Below are 18,327 nucleotides of genomic sequence, written 5' to 3'. Positions count from 1 at the left end.
AAAAATACACCGCGGGATGGAGCAGTAGGTAGCTCGTCGGGCTCATAACCCGAAGGTCATCGGTTCGAGTCCGGTTCCCGCTACTATACGAGAGAAGCAATACAATATTGCTTCTCTTTTTTTATTCCATTATTCAAATATGTATGGGGTTTGTCTCAAAAAAGAGATCAGGCGCAAAAATATAAGATACGATTTTTATTGATAAAGGATCTAAGAAAGCCGCAAAGTCAATGATGAAGCTGCATGGATATGCATGCACTTTGAAAGTATCAATACAATTGATCCCTATCTTTGCCTCCTTAAAGTTTAACATAAGAAATTGAACCTTGCATGATATGTAAATGATATGGTTATAAATATTCCGGATTTCCCGATTTTGGAGACTGATCCATTATATATTTCCATTTATCATATGCTTCTTTCATACAGTGTGCGCAGGGACGGAAATTGTTTTTTACAGCTTCTTTTTCATCTGTGAAGAAAATCCTGTTTTCAATTTTCATTCTTTTTCCCGACCGGCAACTCAGTCGTCCGTAAATCTTGAGTTTTTTATTTCCTCCAAAAGAAATTTCACGGTTATGGATTTTACTTCTTAAGCTTTTGGCAGATAGTTCAGAATGATGGACCATGATTGATATTTAATTTTTAAATTTGTGATAAAAAGTACTCAGATAGATCGTATGGCTAGCTCATTGCATCATGGAAAATAATTCCCAGGGCATAGCGGTTTCCCTGTTTAACTTCGCTGACACCGTGTTTCATATTGACCCTATAGTATCCTTTGCTTCCTTTTTCAGGTTTAAAATGTGTAGTGAAAATAAGAACATCCCCTTTTTTAGGTTTCAAAACAATTGCTTTGGATTGTGCCCTCGGAACCTGCTGGGTTAATACAAATTCCCCACCGGTAAAATCTTTATCTGGGTCACTTAACATTATTACAATCTGAATCGGAAAATAAATATCTCCGTATAAATCCTGATGCAAAGTATTGAAGCCTCCTTTTTCATATTTTAAAATCAAAACAGTAGCTTTTTCCTGGTTTCCTGAATGGCATTCCTGCAAGAATTCCGAATGTTGATGAGGATAATGAATGTCCAGGTGTAATGCTTTAAACCATGCATTGGCAATAGATGCGAGATAAGGATATAGGTGGGTCCGCAGGTTCTGAATCAGATCAGGAAGGGGATAATTAAAGTATTTATATTCACCCAGACCGAAACGATGCCTGGCCATAACGACTGTTTTACGGTATAGAGAAGGCTGATGATAAGCTGCGATCAGCGAATCACATTCATCGTCAGATAATAATCCGGAAATGACAGAATATCCGTTTTGATGCATTTCTTCTGTGATAGTTGGCCAACCGGCATGTTTTATTTTATCAGCTATTGATGTCATTTACTTTGTTTTTATCCTGCAAAGATCGTCAGCCGTTTTCAGAAATAAAATCCGAAACTTGCGGTATTTAGCTTGCTGTAAAGTACTGGACTATTGATATAGCTTTAATCTGGATGATCTGGAGAACCCTCATTACGGATACTTTTGCAGGGTTAAACAAAATAAATATAACGATGAATTACAGTATTAAAAAAGCAAGCCTTGAGGATCTTGATGAAACCGCAGAATTATTTAATCTTTACCGCATCTTTTACAGACAGGAATCTGATGTGGAAAAAGGAAAAGCTTTTCTCAAAGAAAGGTTTTTAAACAGCGAGTCTGATATTTTTCTGGCTGTAGCAGACGGAAAAGCAGTAGGCTTTGTTCAGCTCTATAAACTGTTCCATTATACAAAATTACAAAAGCAATGGCTGCTGAGTGATCTGTTTGTACATCCGGATCACAGAGGAAAAGGATTATCTGTTGCATTAATAGACCGCAGTAAGCAATGGTGTGAAGAAACAGGGGCCTGTGGATTGATGTTGGAGACAGAGAAAACCAATGATATAGGAAATTCATTATATCCTCGTTGTGGATTTGAATATGACGGGTTGCACAATTATTACCACTGGTGGAGATAGCCTTGAGATGAAAAATTTCCTGTCTTTCTGCCTGGAATGCCTGGATTTTGCTTCTTAAGTAGTATTAGTTCTACAACTCATAACATTTAATTCTACAGCCGTTCTTCCTACAAGTAGAACACTTATTCTATTTTTGTATCGCTCTTACAGGTCATGGGTAGGACAGTTTGATCCTGTGAGAGCTTGCAATAAAATCTCCGCCGATTTCTACTTTTTCCCCGAAGTTTTATGATTAGTACCACAAAACTGCTTTTTGGCGGAGGTTTGTTGCTTTATATAAAAAAAGAGAACCGCAGATGCAGTTCTCTTTTTATGTTGTTGTCAGTTGATTTTACTGAGCAAGCTGAGCATATGGGGTAAGCTTGTTATCATCAGACATGGTTTGTCCCAGGAATTCTCTTTTCTGATCTGCTTTCATTCTTCCCGCCGCATCACTGGCATTAGCGTAAGCTTCACTTAATTTTGTCGTAAGATCTGCAGGTTTAAAATCGAATTTTGTATCTCCTTCCACTCCCAGATATCCATTCTTTCTTGTAAGGTTTGAAATATAATTGTTGTAATTGATAAAGGTATTTCTTAAATACTGAGTATGGTATTCCATACATTTTTTAGCTTTTTTTGAAGAATTGTTTAAAATACAGTTTTTCATGTTGTTTCTGTATAAATACCATTCGGATTCTAAAATGCCATATTCTTTACCTACGGCAATTTTCCCATTGTTGACGATATTATTGTCTCCTTCTTTAGTGGCAATAGCCTGAAGATGCTTAATAACCAATGGAACCGTAGCTTCGATTTTTGATTTTGTATCCTTTAATATGCTAAGATCCGCAGCAGGAGAAGCGCTTTTCTTTTGTGCCGTTGTAACGTTAAAAATGAGCAGTAATAGTACAATCAATAAATTATATCTTTTCATGAGAAATTTTTAAAGCACTAAAATAAATATAATTTCCCGGTTAAAACAAATTTCATTTTAATTTTATTTAATAAAATTTAACAAGTTTTAAGAATTTGAACTGAAAATAGTTATTTTACTACTGATTAGATAGGTAATGATTTCAGTATATTATAAAATCAACATATTTTATTTAAATATATACAACTGATTATCAATGTTTTATGTTTTTAGTTTGTTTTATCACTAAAAAAATAGTTGTTCAGTTGAAATTTATTTCTACATTTGTATAACTAATTTATTAGTGATATAAAAATTAATTGATTTTACATCGTTATACATAAAGAACAAGATATGAAAATTCAGACTTTAACCAAAGCAGAAGAACAGGTTATGCAGTATGTATGGAAAATTGAAAAAGGATTTCTTAAAGATATTCTTGATCTTTTCCCCGAGCCCAAGCCTCATACAAACACCGTTTCTACCATTTTAAAGGTATTGAAGGACAAAGAATTTGTAGACTTCAGGGTACATGGAAGACAACACGAATATTTTCCGCTGGTCTCCAAAGAACAATATTCGGGGAAAACAATGAAAAGTCTTGTGAAAAACTATTTTAAAGGTTCCTACAAGAGTGCCGTTTCATTTTTGGTAGAAAAGAATGAAATGACGGTTGAAGATCTTGAAATGTTATTGGATGAACTTAAAAACAAAGATTAATTACCATGGAAGCCTTATTTCTGTATTTTGGAAAAGTAATTGTATGTTCGGGTGTAACGTTTTTGTATTATCAGTTGTCTTTAAAAGACAAGACGTTTCATCATTATAACAGATTTTATCTGTTGTCTGCCATGCTCATATCGCTGCTGCTGCCGCTTATCAAAGTAGAAGATTTTACGATAGAGGTAAATAATGAGATGTATATGCTTCTTGATAAAATTCAGAATTTTAATACAGAAAAAAACTTAAACAATGGTAACCTTTATTTTAACATTATTATTTCAGCTCTGGGACTGGTTTCTTTCTATCTGCTAGGAAAGCTGATCTTCGGGATTTTTAAAATCCAGCAGTTTAAAAAACAGTTTCAGAAAGAAAGCTTTGACGGAATCAATTTTTACCGTACAAACCTGGATGAAGCCCCTTTTTCATACTTTAAAAATCTTTTCTGGAAGAATACAATCCTATTGAATTCTGAAGTAGGAAAACAGATATTAAAGCACGAAATGGTACATATTGAGCAGAAACACTCATTCGATAAAATCTTTATTGAAGTGATTACCTCCATTTTCTGGTTCAATCCGTTTTTCTATTTAATTAAAAAAGAAATTAACTTAATACATGAATATCTGGCTGATAAAAAAGCCGTAAAACATTCGGACACTAAAGCATTTGCGCAGATGCTTTTGGCAAGCCACTTTTCCGGAACACAGTTGCCTGCCGCCAGTCCGTTTCTAAGTTCAAACCTTAAAAAAAGACTTAAGATGTTACAAAAACCAAAAACCAAATTCGGATATGCGCGAAGAATTTTTGCCTTACCGGTTGTATTCACGATTGCTTTTGCTTATCTGGTCAATGCAAAAAACAATGAGATTGAAAAAACTAATCTTTCTATTAAACAAGCCGTATCACAGCTACAGAAAGATACTGTAAAATCTGTTAAAACCATACAGGAAATCCCTGATGCAAAGGCAATGAATCCGGATGATGAGAAAAAGCTGGCAGAAATAGAAAAGAAAATTGATAGAAAAGGTAAAGAACTTGATAAATTAAAGCCGGGAAGTGTTGCCTTTAACAAAAAAATTAAAGAAATCAATGAACTCTCCTCAGAAATAGGAAAACTGGCAGATAATAAAGCTCTGAAAGCGACCACTGAATATTTCAAATCTCCTGAATGGAAATATAAAATGCAGGCATTGGAGAATATGAAGGTCGAAATTCCGGATCTCTCCAATATCGATATAGATGTTGATTTCCCTGATCCTCCCGTAGCTCCAGAAAATACTTCTTCTACACCTCCAGCTGCTCCTCTTGCTCCCAAAAGCCCAAAAGTGATGTATTTTAATACTAAGAATGTATCTAATTTTAATGATCTGAGTTCAAAGGAAAAAGAAGAGGTACGAAAAGCAATGAAACAAGCTAAAATAGCTTTGAAAGAAAGCCGGAAAGCTAGAAAAGAAAGTGAAAAAGCCAGGAAGGAAGCAGACAAAATGAGAGGCGAAAGTGACAGGATCAGAATCGATGCTGATCATATTAGAAAAGAAGCTGAAAAGGCAAGGGTGGAAGCAGAAAAACTCGCTAAAGAAAGTGTAAGCAATTTCAAAAATATGAGTTTTACGACCACTAACAGCTCTCCCAGAGTAATGATTATGCAGGCGGATTACATTAAAAAAGACGGGAATGGAAATGTAGGCTTGAATGGAATTAAAAAATTCAAGGTAATCGGACCGGATAATATAAAATACTATATTGACGAAAGACCGGTTTCTAAAGAAGAAGCTAATGCCTTAAACCCGGATATAATTGCAAGTATTAATGTTAACAAAAGGAATCTTGCAAAAGGTACAGATGACGAGATAAGAATTCAGACAAAGAAATAAAGTTTCATCAGGCTTTGTCAATATACCATTGGCAAAGCTTTTTATTACAGCATATGAAAAATAATATTCTATTTTTTTTGTTATTGGGAAGCTTTGCAGGGGCTCAGGTCAACCGTTTTTTTTACGAGTACAAGTTTATCCCCGATTCTGATCATAAAGAAGAAGTAAAAAAGGAAATGATGTTGCTGGATATTGACAAAAACGGATCAAACTACTACAGCCATGACAAATTTGTAGCAGACTCCATCAGCAGAGCAGAACTTGAAAAACAACTGCAGAACGGAGGAGGAAATATAAGCGTCAACAGACGTGAAAAACCGGGACAGATCTCTTATAAAGTCACCAAACAATACCCGGATTTCAAAACGTATCTGTTCAGAAGTATTTCTATGGATCACTACAAAATCCGTGAGGATAAGAAACCGGACTGGAAAATATTACCTGATAAACAAAAAATAGGGGCATACAATGCCCAAAAGGCATCCGCAAATTTTGGAGGAAGAGATTGGATAGCCTGGTTTTCAACAGATATTCCTTTTCAGGATGGTCCATACGTTTTTTATGGTCTTCCGGGACTTATTGTAAAGCTGGAAGATACCACCGGCTCTCACAGCATGATGCTGGTAGGAAATACAATGGTAAAATCTCCGGCTACAGAGAAGGAATTGCAGATGCCTGAGAATGTGAAAGTTTTGGGATTCGGCGGAAAAGAAATTGAGGTGTCCAAAGATCAGTTCAGAAAAGCCTGGAAAGCTTATGTGAATGATCCAACCAAAAATATGAGGGAACTTATGATGAAAAATGGCGGTGAGCCGGGAACTAAAGTCGCTTTTAAAGTAAAAACATCAGACGGGAAAGAAATCTCTGACCCCAGCCAGGTATTCAGGGAAATGGAAAAAAGAACGAAAGAAATGTTGAAGAAGGACAATAACCCGATTGAACCGGATCTGGTGAACTAAAAATATTGGTATTAAACGAAAAGAGAAGTCAGCAACATGACTTCTCTTTTTGTTTAGATAGGTATCAGACATAAAGTGGAATACTTTTATTAAAAGATGATTATCAAATTGATTCACAGAAAACTTGTACCTTTCGGAGGATATTAAACTAGAACTTCTTATTATGACGGAAAAAGAGAAATGCGCGCAAGGATTGCTGTATAATGCCAATTACGATAAAGAATTAATCAATGAACGTATTGCCTGTAAAGATTTGTGTCTGGAGTATAACGGATTGAAAAATTCTGATGCAGACGGAAGAAGAAAAGCGCTGGAGAAAATTATAGGTAATATAAAAGAGAATATCTGTATTGAACCTTCCTTTTGGTGTGATTACGGCTACAATATTGAAGTAGGAGAGAACTTTTATGCCAATCATAATCTGATTATTTTGGATTGCGCAAAAGTAAAATTCGGAGACAATGTTTTTATTGGCCCCAATTGCAGTTTTTATACCGCCGGCCACCCGCTGGACGTTCAACAGAGAAATGAAGGCCTGGAATATGCACATCCCATTACGGTAGGAAATAACGTTTGGTTTGGAGGGAACGTCGTTGTATTACCCGGAGTCTCTATCGGAAATAATTCTGTGATAGGCGCGGGTAGTGTCGTTACCAAAGATATTCCTGACAATGTTGTTGCCGTAGGAAACCCTTGTAAAATCATAAAGCATAGTACCGGAGAAATCTAAAAACCATGAAACCAAAATAAATATGAAAAAATCAGTCACCGTTTTTATACTGCTATTAGCTCTGGTAATGAATGCTCAGAATCAAAGATTTATTTATGAGTACAAATACATTTTAGATTCTACGGCTAAAAATAAACCTGAAACTGAAATGATGCTTTTAGATATTGCGCCCAAGGGCTCGAAATTCTACAGTAAAGATTCTTTTGAAACAGATTCCCTTATGGCCGCTACCATGGAAAAACAACTTAAGGCAGAAAGCTCTGAGATTGATTTTTCAAAAATTAAAAGTAAAGGCAAAGTTTATTATAGTGTTGAAAAAATGTATCCGGATTATTCGGTGATTTTTTTCAACAACCTGGCTGCTGATGAATATATGGTTCAGGATAGCAGAAAACAGGATTGGAAGATCCTTTCAGATAAGCAAAAAGTAGGGGGATTCATTGCGCAGAAAGCACTTTGTGACTTTGGAGGAAGGAAATGGACTGCCTGGTTTACAACAGATTTACCCATTCAGGACGGACCGTATAAATTTTATGGTCTTCCGGGACTAATCGTAAAACTTGAAGATGCTACCAAGACCCATTCTTTTGAATTAAAAGGGAGTAAAAAACTTCCCGCAAACTATGTGTGGCAAAGTACAAAAGAGAAAGAGCGGTTTAATCAGCTGGTGACGTTGAATGAAGTAAAATATAAAAAAGTCTTTAAGGATTATCTTGCTGATCCTATGAAAAGTGAAAGGCAGATGATGGCACAGGGAATTATTGTTCAGGAAATAGATGAATCCGGAAAACTGACAGACCGTAAAGGCAGAGTAAATGACCGGGAAAAAATGATGAAGGATAACCTGAAAAAAGAAAATAATATTATTGAATTAGATCTGTTGCAATAAGGAAACGGATCATAAAATAAAACCCGGAAGTTCGTTCCGGGTTTTTTATATCTGATTGAAAATTATTCTATGCCAATTTCTGAGAATCTGCAATAAACTGAGCCAATCCGCTGTCTGTTAACGGGTGTTTCAGTAAGCTCAAGATCGGAGGAAGTGGAGACGTAATAACATCAGCTCCGATTTTAGCACAGTCAATGATATGCATTGAATGACGGATAGATGCTGCAAGGATTTCAGTCTCAAATAGATAATTGTCAAAAACTAATCTGATCTCCTGGATAAGGTTTAATCCGTCTGTAGAGATATCATCTAATCTTCCTAAGAATGGAGAAACATAGGTAGCTCCTGCCTTAGCTGCCAAAAGTGCCTGTCCTACTGAAAAAATCAATGTACAGTTCGTTTTGATTCCTTTATCAGAAAAATATTTTAAAGCCTTGATACCGTCTTTGATCATGGGGATCTTTACTACGATATTCGGGTGAATAGCAGCCAGTTCATCGCCTTCTTTAATCATTTCTTCATAAGTTGTAGAAAGTACTTCTGCAGAAATATCTCCGTCTACAAGCTCGCAGATTGTTTTATAATGGTTTTTGATTGCTTCAGCTCCCTGAATTCCTTCCTTAGCCATTAATGACGGGTTAGTCGTTACACCATCTAAGATTCCAAGATCTCTGGCTTCCTTGATTTGCTCTAAATTAGCTGTGTCAATAAAAAATTTCATTTCGTTACATTAAAGATTTATGGGTACAAAGATAATGGAATTAATTGAGTTCTGTGGCATGAATTTTTGGGAATGAGTGTTAAGGAAAGCACGATTTTCAGAGTTGATGTGTCAACGGATCGAAGAGTTTAAACTTGACGGGTTGTGAAAGAAATTTTTCAGTATATAAAGTCTATTTGCTAATTTTACCTGTAACTTTAACGAGATTATGAAAAATAAATCTTTCACGGCGACGCTGGATATCATTGGGATCAATCCCTTTGTTTTTATTCCTGAAGAGATTCTGACCAGAATATTTGAAGATGCAGGGAAAAGTAAAAGTCCGATTCCTGTGAAAGGAACGGTCAACGGACAGGCATTTCAACAGAACCTAATGAAATATGTAGGCGAATGGAGATTATACATTAATACCATAATGCTTAAAAACTCACCCAAAAGAATAGGCGAAGTTATTGAGGTAAACCTTGAATATGATGATTCAGACAGGAGTATCTCTATTCATCCAGGGTTGGAGGAAGCCATTAAAAACAGTACTCTTGCGACCGCAAATTTTGAAAAACTGACTCCTTCAAGACAAAATGAATTAGTCCGGTACATCAACAACTTAAAAACCGAGGTAAGTATCCGGCGAAATATTGAAAAAATTGTGCGGCATCTTCACGGGGAAACCGACTTTTTTGGAAAAATGGTTGATTAGAAAATAAATTAATACTGATTTCAGCTATAAAAAAAATCCGGAAAAATTTTCCGGATTTTGCTTATTATGAATTTAAAGCTTTGCTAAGTTTTACAGCATCCTGATTAGATGGATCATACTGTATTGATTTAGCAATGTGTTCTTTAGCTTTGTTAGGATCAGTCTGCTGTTCCGTAAAGGCTAAATAGAAATAAGCGTATGCAAGGTTTTTCTTATTCTGCTCTACCTCTTCAGGTTTTACCGTTGCAATGTACTTTTCATAAGCAAGTTTTGCGTTGGCATCATCTTTTGCAGACTGGTAAGCATAGGCCTGGCTGTAATATGCCGGTGCCCAGTCTGGTAGCAACACAGATATTTTTTTCCAGGTATCGATCGCATTCGTCCAGTCTGAAGCTTCCTGGTATGCTGTAGCCAGTTTTGCTAAAGACTCAGCATCCTTAGGATTGGCTTCAATTTGCTTTTTAAGACCTTCAATAGTCGTAGGGGTTGTTTGAGCTGTTGCTGCAGTATTTGCTGTTTTAGCGGTGGTATCCGCTTGAGTAGTTTGCGCAGTGGCAAATCCTGCACCTCCTACAAGTATTAAACCTACAAAAAGATTTTTAATATTAACTTTCGGCATTTTCATAATCGTATATTTTTAAAATTCTGAATTTTCAAGTTCAAGAATAATTCCATAAAACCTCAAATTTTAGAAGCTTTAGGTTTTTTTAGAAAATATTAACGGGTTTCCTGTTTTTTTTAATGTAATTTTTGATTCGTTTACCATTGAGCTTTATCTTTGTTCATTCAACTTTTTTAAATTTAAAATCTTCCAATGAATATCATATTAGCTTCAACTTCTACACTTTTCGGTGGAGAATATCTGGAATACTTAAGAGACGAACTTATTTCATTATATGCAGGAATTGACGAAATCGTTTTTGTACCGTTTGCGAGACCCGGCGGAATTTCACACGAAGACTACACTGCCAAAGCCCGCTCTTTCTTCGAAACCATTAATATCAAAGTGAAAGGCCTTCATGAGTTTGAAGATAAAATCGAAGCTTTACATCAGGCAAAAGGATTTTTTACCGGTGGCGGAAATACATTTTTATTGGTTAAAACCTTACACGAAGAGGGTTTGATGTCTGTATTAAAGGAAAATGTAACCCATGGCAAACCATACCTCGGATGCAGTGCAGGAAGTAATATCGGCGGACAGAATATGAAAACGACGAATGATATGCCGATCGTTTATCCTTCGAGCTTTGACTGTATGGGACTGGTTCCCTTCAATCTTAACCCTCATTACCTTGATCCGAATCCGGACCTGAAGCACAACGGGGAAACAAGAGAAACAAGAATCAAAGAATTCCTTACACAAAATGATACGAAGGTTGTAGGTCTCAGAGAAGGAAACTGGATCAGGAGAATCAATGATACGATCACCGTCGAAGGAAGCGAACTTACCAGGGTTTTTGAAAAGGATAAAGAGCCTTATGAAATAGAAGCGGGAAGCAGCTTATAATGAAGGAGGAAGGCATCAGCCGTTTTATAGAACGCAACCTGAAGAATTTTTCAGTCAACAGCACCGGATGGAATGATCTGATCGGGGAAATGCTGGCTGAGCTGGTTCATGCAGGATGGAATATAGATCATGATGTATTTGGAAAAGAAGAATCCGGAGAATTGCGATGCGCTATTTATTCTGAACATGAGGAATTGAATATCGCTTTTAAAAAGATCACCAATACATATTTGAACTTATCCCGGGAAGTATGTGAGATTTGTGGCCATGAAGGTAAAACAAGAACAACAGGTTCCTGGCGTACGACTTTGTGTATGAATCACTATCTTGATCAGAAGCCGGTAATGGAAATTGATGAAAAGCTTAATGTCAGCTATAACAATAAGATTATTCTGAATGTAAATGAAGTTGTAAAAGCCGAGGTCGGATTTGATCTTCAACAACTATTTCTTTACACGAAAGAATATGCTCATGAAAATGATCTGTTTAGTTTTTCATGGCAGGAACCCAATTATTATCTGCTTTTGAAAATTATTCCCCGGCATGTATTTCCGGAAGATATGCAGCGCAGCATTTCAGATTTGTTTCTAAACCTGAAAGATTGTGAAATCTGCGGAAATAAAGCTCTTCATCATACATCTTGTTTACGTTGCCATCATGAGCCCTGGGGAGCGTATCCATATCATATCGAAGATTACAGCGGAAAATCAGATTATATAAAAGAATGTCAAATAGATCTTTTCATCGATGAAGATGATCATGAAAAGCTTTTTACCTGTGACCGTTCATTTGAGAAGGTTCACAATCACAGGATCCTTTTTACACCAGCTGATGTGGACGAATATAAAAAGCTTTTATTTTAACTATATTTGATGTAGAATTTAAAATAAGTAAACCTGAAACATAGCTGCTCAAAACAGGTAATTGTTCAGGTATACAAGCAAAAGTTTAGCACAAAACAACAATGCAATGAAAAAAACACTTGCAGTTCTCACTCTTTCGGTACAGATGGTATCGGCTCAGAATATTGCCCAGAAATTGGACAGAGCAACTAAGGATCTTATGGATTCTTCTTCAGCCATTGCTTCTGCGTTATCATTTTATGTATCAGACGAAAACGGAAATTTTATCTACGAATATCAGGGAAATAAAGGTTTGTCTACGGCTTCTACCCAAAAAATTTTTACGGCAGGAGCTGCTTTGGAAACCTTAGGGAAAAACTATACTTTCAAAACAACTTCCAGCTATTCAGGAAGTCTGTCTGGTGGGACTTTGAACGGAAATCTTTTTATCACCTCAAATGGAGATCCTACATTAGGAAGCTGGAGGTATGAAGCCTACAAACCTGAAAATTTTAAAAAGAAATTAATTGAAGCCGTTAAAAAAGCCGGCATCACAAAAATATCAGGAGATCTTGTAATTGACGATTCATATTTTGATCATCAGACGATTCCGGGAGGATGGCCGTGGGATGATTCAGGAAATTATTATGGTGCCGGGGTCTGGGGAATCAATTGGAGGGAAAATCAATTTGATATCAATATTAATGGAACAGATTTTAAAAGCTTTTCATATCCGTTGGAAGGTGTAAAATGGCTTAATGATCTGAAAACCGGCGGAAGCTCTGATCAAAGCCTGATTTTTACAGCTCCTCATTCTGGAGTTGCTTTAATCAACGGGATGCTTCCGGGAGGAAAAACGGTAACGGTTTCCGGTTCTGTCCCGAATCCTCCGCTGCAGTTGGGCGTCGAAGTAAAACAATGGCTGCAAGAGTCAGGAATTGAAATTTCCGGAAAAACACTTACCTGTTCACAGCTTGAAATGGACGGAAAACCTGTACCGGAGATTCCGAAAAATAATATCATTCTCCATTACGAATCGCCGACCTTAGACAAAATAGTATATTGGTTTTTAAGAAAAAGTATCAATATGTATGGTGAAACCCTGATCAAAACGTTGGGAAAAGAAAAAAAGGGAAATTCCAGCTTCAAAAGTGGTGTCAGCTATCTGAAAGAATTTTGGAAAGCAAAAGGTATCAACCCTAATATGATCAATTTTGCCGACGGGAGCGGACTTTCACCACAAAATTATGTTTCTGCCAAGGCAGAGGTTCAGGCATTGCTGTACGCTAAGAAACAATTGTGGTTTGACGCTTACTATGACGGATTTCCGATGCAGGACAACGGAATGAAGATGAAGAGCGGTACCATGCGAGATACCAAATCTTTTGCAGGATATCACACGGCAAAAGACGGTAAAAAATATGTGTTTTCCATTATCATCAATAATTATCAGGGAAGCGGAAGTGCAGAGCTACAGAAAATCCTTAATATTTTAAAATAAAAAAATAGCTTGAGAAAATCAATACTTACCAGACTCAATAACTGGATTATTTTTGTGGTGATGACTACTCTGGTCATCGCTATTATAGTGGCATCCACATCGTTGATTAATTTTCTCAGAAAAGAAGAAATCAAAAGAATCAGTCTTCTTTCTAAGGCGATAAGAATTCAGCAGGAAGTAAAAAGTCCGGATACGGATGTCCTTGATCTGCTGCCCGATATCCTCAATATCAATAATACCATTCCGTTCATCGTCACAGATAAATTCAAGAACCCGATTCTTGATCTGGGATATTACAGAAATATTCCTGAAAGTACCATAAAAGATCCTCAAAAGCTGCAAAGCCTGATCATGAATATGGAGAAAAACTACGACCCGATTGAGATCAAAGTACCTGACGGAAATAATCAGTTTGTTTTCTACGATAATTCCCGGCTGCTTAATAATTTAAGATATTCACCCTATATCCTGGGATTGTTTATCCTGCTGTATTTTGGTTTTTCTTTCTGGTTTTTCAGGACGATAAAAAAAACGGATGAAGGATATTTATGGGCCGGCCTGGCGAAAGAAACTGCCCATCAGATCGGTACTCCTTTATCTTCCATGATCGGCTGGATGGAGATCATGAAGCTGGATACCCCGGATTCTGAAGGAGTACATGAAATGGAAAAAGATATTGAAAGGCTGAGGACTATTTCCGAACGTTTTTCAAAAATAGGATCTGTCCCGGAACTGAATGACCTGGATTTTAATGAAACGATCCAGGAGAATTATGATTATCTGAAAACCAGGATTTCCAGAAAAGTTAATTTTACCTTAAACCTTCCTAACTATAAAGTTCTGGTTCCTCATAATAAAATCCTGATGAGCTGGGTGATCGAAAATCTGGTCAAAAATGCTGTAGATGCTATGAAAGGAGAAGGTGCCATTGTCATGTCGGTCTTTGAACGAAATAAAAATATTTTGGTCGAAGTAAAGGATAACGGGAGCGGAATGACCAAGCAGCAGGCACGAAATGCTTTTAAACCCGGATATTCAACCAAAAAGAGAGGTTGGGGACTGGGATTGTCACTGGCAAGAAGGGTCATTCATGAATACCACAATGGTGATATTAAGATTTCCCAGACAGAAATAGGAAAGGGAAGTACCTTTAGAATCACTGTCAGAAAAGCATAAAATAGTATAATACTGTAAAATCAGATAAAATAAAAGCGGGGAAATTTCCCCGCTTTTATTATTTTTTACCAGTGAGCCACTGAGTTTGAAGTTTCAATTCTGCCGGACTTGGATTGGCCTTGAATTTAGGCGTTTCCATGGTCATCTTGTCCAGGACAGCTTTTCCTTTCAATGTCATTTTCTCTTTCTTGCCGGCATTGTCTCTAAGGATGGTTACCGTAACATCTTGTCCCTCCTTAATGGTTTGAGTATACCCGATGAAATCCTGAACCTTTTTGATATCTACCGTTTTTCCGTCTAAAGCAAGAACCTGATCCGTGATTTTAAATCCGATACTTTTTGCAAATGGAGACAATGTTGAATTCTCATCAAATGCAAAGGCATTGTTTTTATCATCAAATCCGGTTTGATTAGGGTTTTTGATAAACCAGAAAATAGGTCGGCTTTCCTGTTTTTGGATCTCTACGCCAACCATATTCAGATATTCTGCATAAGGGGTTGGCTGGTTTCCTGCAATATATTTGTTATAAAAATCTTTTACCTGCGGATATCCCGTTACCGTTACCAGCTCGTCTATAAGTTTATCATCTTTGAATGGTTTATTTTCTCCGAATCTCTGAGACAGCTTTCGGATCATATCACGGTAGCCCATTTCACCGTTGGATAGTTTTCTCAATTCAATATCCAGACACATGGCCAGCAAAGCTCCTTTTTCATAGACATTTCTATACTGATCTTTATAAGGTTCTTTCAACACATTTTTACTCATTACCGTAAACGGCATGGTATCATCATAATTTTTTGAGTTGGCAATTTTCTCACCGATCCTCTCCAGGAATTCATCTTTATTGATCAACCCTTCCTGAATCTGGAACAAATTGGCAAAATATTCAGTTCCCCCTTCGTACATCCATAAGTGCTGAGACATTTTAGGATCTGCATAATTGAAATAATGAATCTCTTCAGAATGCGTTTTCAATGGATTTACAGTATGGAAAAACTCATGAGAAACAACATCGGTAATGGTTTTGTCGATGGCATCTTTTGGCATCATTTCAGGAAGCACCACACTTGTGGATTCATGGTGTTCCAATGCTCCGAAGCCTTTGATCTGAGGTCCGTCACCACCGGAAAGATACAGCATGATTGCGTATTTTTTGTTGGTGTTCATATCGCCAAGGAATTTTTTTTGAGCGATCACCATTTTTTCCAGATTATCCTTGAAATCTGCAGCCTTATATTTTCCGGTAGGTGAATACACTCCCAGTACAAGCTCCATTCCTCCAGCGTTGAAGGTAATATAATCAGGTTTTGTATACATCAGCGGGGAATCGGTAACTTTCGCATAATTAGCAAGTGTAAAAGTATCCGTAGATTCCGACTTATCCTGATCTACCAGCGCAGTTGTACCATAGAAGTCGGTAGGTTTTTGGATGATCAGCTGATAAGGTACATCCTGCATATTCTCAATATATCCTACAAAACCATGGGTATTGATCATAAAAACTTTTCCCTGCTCAATGTCTGTTCCTGAAGGAGAAAAGACCGCCTTATGTTTTGAGGTATCCGTTTCCTCATCAAAACTGTCGTTGACGAGATAGGAAACTTTACTGAGGTTCTGAGCGTTTTTCAGTGCATATGTATTGTCGTTAACTTTTGTATAGGTAAGCTCATTGCCTTTATTGTCATAGAATTTAATTCCTTCTATAAATCTTCCGTAATCATCTTCAGAATAGGTACCCGGAACCGTTTTAGGGAAATGAAACTTTATATCTCCGGATTTCATTTTCGGAAATTCCATCGTAACGGCTACCTTATCATCTTTTACGTTAACGAGGTCAATCGTTGTTTTTATAGACTGGGCATTCGCTAAAAAAGCGGCAAAAAGGCCTAAGCTAAGTGCTATTTTTCTCATTAAGATTTATTTTATATTAAATAGTTGTTCTTTTACTCATTTTGTTACGGGATGGAGTATTAAACTTTTCTTAAAATTTGAAAGGTACAATCAGGAAAGGTCGATACAATTGTACTGAAAATTATGAACAGAGAATATGATATCAAAAAAACAGAAAAGGGCAAAACTCCCAAAATGTAGTTTTGCCCTTCGGATTTATTTATTCAACACTTTGGTAGTTGATGTAATAGTTTTTATTCCATTCAATAGGATTAGTGCCTTTAAGCTTGACAGTCTGCCATTCTTCTGTGGGAGTGATGGTCTGCTCTCCCGGAATGATAACAGGTAGTTTCAGATTTTTTACCACATTCGTATATCTGAATTTCAGCGAATTTCCGGTTTGCGTGTACTCAAGAGTAGGAATTTTAGTTGTTCTTAAATACTGGTCAAAAACGGTTGAGAAATCAATTCCGGACTGCGAAGAAAGATAATCCTCAATCTGTTTTGTAGTAACAGTCTGATGATAAAACTCTTTGCTCAGTCCTCTTAAGATCTGTCTGAATTTTTCATCATTATTGATCACTTGTCTCATGGTATGAAGCATGTTAGCTCCTTTGGGATACATGTCTCCACTTCCTTCATTTCTTACCCCGTATTGCCCGATAATGGGAACATCATTCTGGATAACATGTCTCAGACCGATCATATAAGTATCAGCCGACTTTTTATCCATATATTTTTCTGTGAAAAGAACCTCTGAATACATCGTGAAACTTTCATGGATCCACATATCTGCCTGGTCTTTTGCCGTGATATTGTTGGCAAACCATTCGTGTCCGCTCTCGTGAATGATGATATAATCCCAATGCAGGCCGACTCCCGTTCCGGATAAATCTTTTCCGCGATAACCGTTCTGATAATTATTACCATAGGCTACATTGCTCTGGTGTTCCATCCCCAGATACGGAGAATCTACCAGTTTGTAGGAATCTTCGTAGAAAGGATAAGGGCCAAACCAATATTCAAATGCAGAAAGCATTGGTTTTACCTGCTGGAACTGCTTTTTTGCCTTTTCTACATTATAATCCAATACCCAGTAATCTAAATCCAGCTTTCCTTTTTCTCCGTCAAAAGTATCTTTGAAATTTACGTATTTACCGATATTAGGAATGATAGAGTAGGCGTTAATAGGATTTTTTACTTCCCAGGTATAGGTTGTTTTATTTCCTTCTGTCTTTTTATCAATCAGTCTTCCATTACCCACACCTACAAGATCTTTCGGAGTAACGATTTTCATCGTGATTCCGTTATCCGGCTCATCACTCCATATATCTTTGGTAGGAAGCCAGATGGAAGCTCCGATCCCTTCGTCAGCAACACTCATCCACGGATTTCCGTTTTCATCTTTGTCAAAAACCCAGCCACCGTCCCATGGAGCTCTTTTGGCAATTAACGGATTTCCGGAATATATGACATCAATATTATATTTTTCTCCTTTTTTGAATTTTTTATTGGCAGTAACAAAAATGAAGTCGCCTTCTTGTTTATAGCTTGCAATGGGGAAGTTTCCGGTTACCTTATCGGCTTTCATCGGTTGCTGAAGGTCAATCTGAAAAACAGGATTGGTAATGTCTTTAATGATTTCAAAGCTGATTGTATTATTTCCTTTAATACTTTTCTTAGCAAAATCAGGTTCTACGGAAAGGTCGTATTTTTTGACATCCCAGAAATTTCTGAACTGAGTATCGGAACCTTTTAAAGTATCCTGTTTAGTAAAAACTTTATCTTTTTCAAAGAATTGACCGAATGCAACCGCGGAAACAAACAAAAGTGTATATGACAGCTTTTTCATTTTAAACATTATTAATAATCTTTTCAAAAATAGAAAATTTAATTAACAG

At 36.8% G+C, this 18,327-nt stretch carries 18 protein-coding genes and 1 tRNA gene; 12 read left to right on the top strand and 7 right to left on the bottom strand.

Features of this window, described 5'->3' with window-relative positions:
• Positions 1-10: 10 nt before the first annotated feature.
• Positions 11-83, top strand: a tRNA-Met gene (locus M030_RS0105745).
• A 267-nt stretch (positions 84-350) separates the two neighbouring features.
• Here the strand turns inward: M030_RS0105745 and M030_RS0105740 are convergent.
• Entirely contained in the window at positions 351-629 is a 279-nt protein-coding gene (locus M030_RS0105740) for an Ada metal-binding domain-containing protein (protein WP_027372622.1), read from the bottom strand.
• Between the two features lie 55 nt (positions 630-684).
• Positions 685-1,398, bottom strand: coding sequence for a 2OG-Fe(II) oxygenase (locus M030_RS0105735; RefSeq protein ID WP_027372621.1), 714 nt, complete (start codon positions 1,396-1,398; stop codon positions 685-687).
• Between the two features lie 173 nt (positions 1,399-1,571).
• Here M030_RS0105735 and M030_RS0105730 point away from each other — a divergent pair, with 173 nt between their 5' ends.
• On the top strand, positions 1,572-2,018 hold the full coding sequence (locus M030_RS0105730; RefSeq protein WP_027372620.1) for a GNAT family N-acetyltransferase: 447 nt from the start codon (positions 1,572-1,574) through the stop codon (positions 2,016-2,018).
• Positions 2,019-2,349: 331 nt separating this feature from the next.
• Here the strand turns inward: M030_RS0105730 and M030_RS0105725 are convergent, their stop codons facing one another.
• Positions 2,350-2,934 (bottom strand): hypothetical protein, encoded by a 585-nt coding sequence (locus M030_RS0105725; RefSeq protein WP_027372619.1) that lies wholly within the window; start codon positions 2,932-2,934, stop codon positions 2,350-2,352.
• A gap of 333 nt (positions 2,935-3,267) precedes the next feature.
• Here M030_RS0105725 and M030_RS0105720 point away from each other — a divergent pair, with 333 nt between their 5' ends.
• The 5 genes from M030_RS0105720 to M030_RS0105700 all read left to right on the top strand — a co-directional run bounded on the left by M030_RS0105720 (position 3,268) and on the right by M030_RS0105700 (position 8,088).
• Entirely contained in the window at positions 3,268-3,633 is a 366-nt protein-coding gene (locus M030_RS0105720; protein ID WP_027372618.1) for a BlaI/MecI/CopY family transcriptional regulator, read from the top strand.
• Between the two features lie 5 nt (positions 3,634-3,638).
• Positions 3,639-5,510: a M56 family metallopeptidase gene (locus M030_RS0105715; protein ID WP_027372617.1), complete on the top strand. Its 1,872-nt coding sequence runs from the start codon at positions 3,639-3,641 to the stop codon at positions 5,508-5,510.
• A 53-nt stretch (positions 5,511-5,563) separates the two neighbouring features.
• Entirely contained in the window at positions 5,564-6,469 is a 906-nt protein-coding gene (locus tag M030_RS0105710) for a GLPGLI family protein (RefSeq protein ID WP_027372616.1), read from the top strand.
• Between the two features lie 163 nt (positions 6,470-6,632).
• Positions 6,633-7,199 carry a sugar O-acetyltransferase gene (locus tag M030_RS0105705; protein ID WP_027372615.1) on the top strand — a complete coding sequence of 189 codons (567 nt, stop codon included), beginning with the start codon at positions 6,633-6,635 and terminating at the stop codon, positions 7,197-7,199.
• Between the two features lie 22 nt (positions 7,200-7,221).
• Positions 7,222-8,088: a GLPGLI family protein gene (locus tag M030_RS0105700; protein ID WP_027372614.1), complete on the top strand. Its 867-nt coding sequence runs from the start codon at positions 7,222-7,224 to the stop codon at positions 8,086-8,088.
• A gap of 67 nt (positions 8,089-8,155) precedes the next feature.
• On the opposite strand, the gene fsa is transcribed toward M030_RS0105700, so the two are convergent.
• Positions 8,156-8,809, bottom strand: a complete 654-nt coding sequence (fsa, locus tag M030_RS0105695) for a fructose-6-phosphate aldolase (protein WP_027372613.1) — start codon at positions 8,807-8,809, stop codon at positions 8,156-8,158.
• A 208-nt stretch (positions 8,810-9,017) separates the two neighbouring features.
• Here fsa and M030_RS0105690 point away from each other — a divergent pair, with 208 nt between their 5' ends.
• The gene (locus M030_RS0105690; RefSeq protein ID WP_027372612.1) at positions 9,018-9,506 is read left to right on the top strand and encodes a YdeI/OmpD-associated family protein; all 489 of its coding nucleotides are present in this window, start codon (positions 9,018-9,020) and stop codon (positions 9,504-9,506) included.
• Between the two features lie 64 nt (positions 9,507-9,570).
• Here the strand turns inward: M030_RS0105690 and M030_RS0105685 are convergent, their stop codons facing one another.
• Complete coding sequence (locus M030_RS0105685; RefSeq protein WP_027372611.1) at positions 9,571-10,131, bottom strand: tetratricopeptide repeat protein; 561 nt, start codon at positions 10,129-10,131, stop codon at positions 9,571-9,573.
• A gap of 189 nt (positions 10,132-10,320) precedes the next feature.
• On the opposite strand from M030_RS0105685, the gene pepE reads away from it, so the two are divergent.
• From pepE to M030_RS0105665, 4 genes are all read left to right on the top strand, one after another.
• A complete protein-coding gene (gene pepE, locus M030_RS0105680; RefSeq protein ID WP_027372610.1) occupies positions 10,321-11,013 on the top strand; it encodes a dipeptidase PepE in 693 nt (230 codons plus the stop codon).
• Positions 11,013-11,876, top strand: a complete 864-nt coding sequence (locus M030_RS0105675) for a hypothetical protein (protein WP_027372609.1) — start codon at positions 11,013-11,015, stop codon at positions 11,874-11,876. Before pepE ends, M030_RS0105675 begins: the two co-directional genes overlap by 1 nt.
• A gap of 106 nt (positions 11,877-11,982) precedes the next feature.
• Positions 11,983-13,356 (top strand): D-alanyl-D-alanine carboxypeptidase/D-alanyl-D-alanine-endopeptidase, encoded by a 1,374-nt coding sequence (gene dacB / locus M030_RS0105670; protein WP_027372608.1) that lies wholly within the window; start codon positions 11,983-11,985, stop codon positions 13,354-13,356.
• Positions 13,357-13,365: 9 nt separating this feature from the next.
• A complete protein-coding gene (locus tag M030_RS0105665) occupies positions 13,366-14,532 on the top strand; it encodes a sensor histidine kinase (protein ID WP_027372607.1) in 1,167 nt (388 codons plus the stop codon).
• A 58-nt stretch (positions 14,533-14,590) separates the two neighbouring features.
• Here the strand turns inward: M030_RS0105665 and M030_RS0105660 are convergent, their stop codons facing one another.
• Positions 14,591-16,447: a PDZ domain-containing protein gene (locus M030_RS0105660; protein WP_027372606.1), complete on the bottom strand. Its 1,857-nt coding sequence runs from the start codon at positions 16,445-16,447 to the stop codon at positions 14,591-14,593.
• Positions 16,448-16,646: 199 nt separating this feature from the next.
• Positions 16,647-18,278: a M1 family metallopeptidase gene (locus M030_RS0105655; protein WP_027372605.1), complete on the bottom strand. Its 1,632-nt coding sequence runs from the start codon at positions 18,276-18,278 to the stop codon at positions 16,647-16,649.
• Positions 18,279-18,327: the final 49 nt, after the last annotated feature.

Origin of the sequence: Chryseobacterium sp. UNC8MFCol (assembly GCF_000482305.1) — a bacterium.
Taxonomy (GTDB): Bacteria; Bacteroidota; Bacteroidia; order Flavobacteriales; family Weeksellaceae; genus Chryseobacterium; species Chryseobacterium indologenes.
Note: the sequence above shows the minus strand (reverse complement) of the source record. Positions and strands in the feature narration are given on the sequence as shown.

What these genes read in the sequence shown, in the direction of transcription:
- M030_RS0105710 (WP_027372616.1), top strand. Translation starts at nt 5,564, where the DNA reads ATGAAAAATAATATTCTATTTTTTTTGTTATTGGGAAGCTTTGCAGGG.
- M030_RS0105690 (WP_027372612.1), top strand. Translation starts at nt 9,018, where the DNA reads ATGAAAAATAAATCTTTCACGGCGACGCTGGATATCATTGGGATCAAT.
- M030_RS0105720 (WP_027372618.1), top strand. Translation starts at nt 3,268, where the DNA reads ATGAAAATTCAGACTTTAACCAAAGCAGAAGAACAGGTTATGCAGTAT.
- fsa (WP_027372613.1), bottom strand. Translation starts at nt 8,809, where the DNA reads ATGAAATTTTTTATTGACACAGCTAATTTAGAGCAAATCAAGGAAGCC.
- M030_RS0105655 (WP_027372605.1), bottom strand. Translation starts at nt 18,278, where the DNA reads ATGAAAAAGCTGTCATATACACTTTTGTTTGTTTCCGCGGTTGCATTC.
- M030_RS0105705 (WP_027372615.1), top strand. Translation starts at nt 6,633, where the DNA reads ATGACGGAAAAAGAGAAATGCGCGCAAGGATTGCTGTATAATGCCAAT.
- M030_RS0105740 (WP_027372622.1), bottom strand. Translation starts at nt 629, where the DNA reads ATGGTCCATCATTCTGAACTATCTGCCAAAAGCTTAAGAAGTAAAATC.
- M030_RS0105675 (WP_027372609.1), top strand. Translation starts at nt 11,013, where the DNA reads ATGAAGGAGGAAGGCATCAGCCGTTTTATAGAACGCAACCTGAAGAAT.
- M030_RS0105660 (WP_027372606.1), bottom strand. Translation starts at nt 16,447, where the DNA reads ATGAGAAAAATAGCACTTAGCTTAGGCCTTTTTGCCGCTTTTTTAGCG.
- M030_RS0105700 (WP_027372614.1), top strand. Translation starts at nt 7,222, where the DNA reads ATGAAAAAATCAGTCACCGTTTTTATACTGCTATTAGCTCTGGTAATG.
- M030_RS0105725 (WP_027372619.1), bottom strand. Translation starts at nt 2,934, where the DNA reads ATGAAAAGATATAATTTATTGATTGTACTATTACTGCTCATTTTTAAC.
- M030_RS0105730 (WP_027372620.1), top strand. Translation starts at nt 1,572, where the DNA reads ATGAATTACAGTATTAAAAAAGCAAGCCTTGAGGATCTTGATGAAACC.
- M030_RS0105715 (WP_027372617.1), top strand. Translation starts at nt 3,639, where the DNA reads ATGGAAGCCTTATTTCTGTATTTTGGAAAAGTAATTGTATGTTCGGGT.
- M030_RS0105735 (WP_027372621.1), bottom strand. Translation starts at nt 1,398, where the DNA reads ATGACATCAATAGCTGATAAAATAAAACATGCCGGTTGGCCAACTATC.
- dacB (WP_027372608.1), top strand. Translation starts at nt 11,983, where the DNA reads ATGAAAAAAACACTTGCAGTTCTCACTCTTTCGGTACAGATGGTATCG.
- pepE (WP_027372610.1), top strand. Translation starts at nt 10,321, where the DNA reads ATGAATATCATATTAGCTTCAACTTCTACACTTTTCGGTGGAGAATAT.
- M030_RS0105685 (WP_027372611.1), bottom strand. Translation starts at nt 10,131, where the DNA reads ATGAAAATGCCGAAAGTTAATATTAAAAATCTTTTTGTAGGTTTAATA.